General features: G+C 49.4%; 5 protein-coding genes. All 5 read left to right on the top strand.

Annotated elements, in window-relative coordinates:
* Positions 1-580: c-type cytochrome (locus tag Q0294_RS10895; protein WP_299464733.1), on the top strand; the 580-nt coding region annotated here is incomplete at its 5' end.
* A 36-nt stretch (positions 581-616) separates the two neighbouring features.
* Positions 617-1,993 (top strand): cytochrome c oxidase accessory protein CcoG, encoded by a 1,377-nt coding sequence (gene ccoG, locus Q0294_RS10890; RefSeq protein WP_299464729.1) that lies wholly within the window; start codon positions 617-619, stop codon positions 1,991-1,993.
* Positions 1,993-2,502: a FixH family protein gene (locus Q0294_RS10885; protein ID WP_299464726.1), complete on the top strand. Its 510-nt coding sequence runs from the start codon at positions 1,993-1,995 to the stop codon at positions 2,500-2,502. Before ccoG ends, Q0294_RS10885 begins: the two co-directional genes overlap by 1 nt.
* An 83-nt stretch (positions 2,503-2,585) precedes the next feature.
* Positions 2,586-3,383, top strand: coding sequence for a sulfite exporter TauE/SafE family protein (locus tag Q0294_RS10880; protein ID WP_299464723.1), 798 nt, complete (start codon positions 2,586-2,588; stop codon positions 3,381-3,383).
* Positions 3,384-3,405: 22 nt separating this feature from the next.
* Positions 3,406-3,673, top strand: a 268-nt coding sequence (locus tag Q0294_RS10875) for a hypothetical protein (protein WP_299464720.1), incomplete at its 3' end; no start/stop codon positions are given.

Raw genomic sequence — 3,673 nt, 5'->3', positions numbered from 1 at the left:
TCCCTATTGGCTATATTATCAGACGGGAGTCCCGGGACGATCGATCTATGATAACTATAACACAGCAGTTGCCGATAATTTACGACTGCAGTTTGAAGAAATCGGAGAACTCAGTTTGGATTCTGCGACCGTTTATAAATACAAAGATGACAAAAAATGGCTGAAAGTCGGTCAGAGTGTATTCGAAATGCACTGCGTTGCCTGTCACGCCTCCCAGGGAGAAGGGAAGGTGGGCCCCAATTTAACCGACGACTACTGGATTCACGTGAAAGAAATAGGCGATATTGCCAAGGTCGTGGAAAAAGGAGCCAACGGTCAGGCGATGCCTGCCTGGGGAAATCGTTTGCATCCCAATGAAGTGGTCCTCGTCGCTTCCTATGTCGCCAGTCTGCGAGATTCATTACCGGCAGGTTCGGGGAAAGCGCCTGAGTCCAACGCGAAACAAATTCCCCCCTGGATAGCACCCGCGGATGAGAGTCCGAAACCGGCGTCCGACGCCGAAAAAACGGATGCGAAGAAAATTGAGAGTCAAGACGAGAGTAAAAAGGACGATACGCAGCAAACCAAACCAGCCTCATGAAATAAGGATTTTGCTTTAGATGATCGGTAAACCCTGATGAATGACCAACTCCTGCCATCCGAGGAACATGTTCTATCCACACTGGAGAAGGACGGAACCCGACGCTGGATCTACCCCCGTTTATTTCAGGGGAAATACTGGAAAATGCGTCGCGTTGTGGGTTATTTATTGATCATTGTTTTCATTGCGCTACCGCACATCCAGATTAATGCCAGCCCGGCCATCTTTTTGAATATCGCCAGACGGGAGTTCACGATCCTGGGATTCAAATTCCTGCCGACAGATACACTGCTGCTGGCGTTTTTCATGATCTCGCTGTTTTTATCGATCTTTCTCTTAACGGCTTTGTTCGGACGTGTCTGGTGCGGCTGGGGATGTCCTCAGACGATCTACCTGGAATTTGTTTATCGTCCCATCGAGCGCTTATTTTGTGGTACTACCGGACATGGTGGAAAACCTCACAAATCTGTTCCCATTTCTCGTCGACTGATGATGTATGGCGTCTATCTGATCATTTCAATGGTGCTGGCACATACGTTTCTGGCATATTTTGTCAGCGTCAGCGAACTCGAACGCTGGGTACAGCAATCGCCGTTCACACATCCCACAAGTTTCCTGGTAATGACATCCACTGTCGTTTTGATGATGTTTAATTTTTCATTTTTTCGCGAGCAGCTCTGCACCATTGCGTGTCCTTATGGTCGTTTTCAATCTGTCTTGTTAGACCGACGATCGCTCATCGTCAGCTACGATCAGTCTCGCGGCGAGCCAAGAGGAAAAATCAGCAAACAAAATACCGACTCACTGGGAGACTGTATTGACTGCGGACAGTGTGTGCGTGCCTGTCCGACCGGAATCGATATCCGAGAGGGATTACAGATGGAATGCATTCACTGCACCCAATGCATGGATGCGTGTGATGAAATTATGGTCAAAGTGGAACGTCCCATCGGATTGGTTCGCTACTCCTGTCAGGACGAAATCGAAGGGAAGCCAAATCAGAAATTACGCCCGCGCGTGGTGATCTACCCCTTACTTCTGTTACTCTCCGTCTCCGCTTTTACGGTCACTCTGATCAATAAAAAATCATTTGATATTACAATCATGCGAAATTACGGTAATCCATACATTGTGACCGAAGCTGAACAGGTCGAGAATAATCTGCAGATCAAACTGGTCAATCGGACTGATGTTCCGGATGAATATCAGATCACAGTTCAAAATAATCAGGACGTCAAACTTGAAATTATGGGAAACACGAACCTGAAAGCCCGTGAGACAAAAACGGTTCCGCTGCTGATCGCGGCTCCCCGCAATTCATTCGTCTCCGGTTTAAGGCAAGTGGAACTCGTCATCAGTTCCAAAAACAATGCTGAAGAGAGGAAAGTGACATGTCAACTGCTGGGACCATAATGTCCGACTCGGAACAATCCGCAGAAACCCTGGCCCGATGGTTCTGGTGCGGCGTCATTTTTTCACTGCTGGGTCTGCAAATCCTGATGTCTTCCGTGGCAGTATTCCTTTCGTCCAGTGATCCGTCGAATGTCATCGTGGAAGGCTATTATGAACAGGCACTTTCCTGGGATCAGCAACGTCAAACACAGGCAGACAGTGATGCTCTGGGCTGGAAATCGGCAGTCACCTGCGGAAGCCCGGAAGGACTGCAAGCCGTTCGCAAACTGCAAATTACCCTGCAAGACCGGGCAGGACTACCAGTCGCAGAATGCCTGGTCAAAGGACAGCTGTTTCACCATGCACGGGCAGGCGAAGTCTTTCAAATTCGTTTTACGGAAACCGGCCCCGGGCTTTATGCAGCAGCCATTCCCATGCAACGATCCGGTTTGTGGGAGTTGTCTCTGGTCGCCTCGAATCCAACAGGGACGTTTCAGGAAAAGAAAAAAATACTCGTGAAAGCGTTATAAGATTTCGAAAACTTCAATAAACGAAACCTGCAAGAGCAGGGGAGTTTGACCAATGTATTTAATGGGATGCGGAGCCTGAATTAATGGAAGCCCATTCGACAATTCCTCTTCTCGCGACCATTTTCGTCGCCAGTATTGCCGGTAGCGGGCATTGCGTCGGGATGTGTGGCCCCTTAATGTTAATCGCCGTGAATCGATCTCCCGGTACGGTCACAAAATCCATCACGCTCGAATCCCTTTATCACTTCGGAAGACTGCTGGGCTATGCAGCACTGGGTTTTCTGGCAGGGGGTCTGGGCTGGCTGATGGAAGCGGGAGGAGAACTCGCGGGACTCCAGAAAATTGCGGCAGTCGTCTCTGGCATCGGCATGATTCTGTTTGGCAGTTATTCATTGATCACGATTTACCGTAAAGGAAACATCCCGCATTTGGGCACTGCGGCCGTCGGAAAACATCTGTCAGGATTCATCAAAAAGAATCAAAAACTCCCCAAAGGAATCAGACCCCTGGGATTTGGACTCATCACAGCCTGCCTGCCTTGTGGCTGGTTGTATGCATTTTTACTATTGGCCGTGGGAGCCAGAACTCCACTCACCGGAAGTCTGGTGATGATCGCTTTCTGGCTGGGAACGATTCCTGCTTTGTCACTCGCCGGACTTGCCAGTCGACTGTTTCCCCAAAAATGGAATCTGCTGGGAAACACCCTGATTGCCGGCTTACTGATTGTGAGCGGCGTCTTCACGATGACCGTACGTGCCCAGGCTGACGTGGGAAAACTGCAACAAGAAATGAATGCCCCCTCGCAGTGGGAACAATTGCAGAAAATCAAGGACCAGCCTCTTCCCTGTTGTCAGCAAGGAGAGACATATCAGCCCTTTTAGTTCTCGAAAAGATCGCACCCTGGTGCTTGATCAAACAGACGAAAGTGACAGGGTTCCCCTAGAGAAACCGTGTTCCTGCACACACTGCGGCCTGCCTGTTCCCATCAAACTGCAAACCGAGTCGGAACCCTGGTTTTGCTGCGCTGGCTGCGAAGTCGCTTACGCGATTCTGCAAAACCTGGATTCCTGTATTCTGGACGAACTGAATGAATCACGTTTACCTGCAGGAGCAGACCTCTCGTATGAAGAAATGGACCATCCTCAATTTCAGGAACTCTATGCTCGAGAAC

It is taken from the genome of uncultured Gimesia sp. (genome assembly GCF_937919775.1).
GTDB lineage: Bacteria > Planctomycetota > Planctomycetia > Planctomycetales > Planctomycetaceae > Gimesia.
The sequence above is the reverse complement of the archived record's forward strand: the minus strand, read 5'-3'. Positions and strand labels throughout refer to the sequence as shown.

Excerpts from the sequence above, each read along its gene's own strand:
- ccoG (WP_299464729.1), top strand. The coding sequence starts at position 617 with ATGAATGACCAACTCCTGCCATCCGAGGAACATGTTCTATCCACACTG.
- Q0294_RS10885 (WP_299464726.1), top strand. The coding sequence starts at position 1,993 with ATGTCCGACTCGGAACAATCCGCAGAAACCCTGGCCCGATGGTTCTGG.
- Q0294_RS10880 (WP_299464723.1), top strand. The coding sequence starts at position 2,586 with ATGGAAGCCCATTCGACAATTCCTCTTCTCGCGACCATTTTCGTCGCC.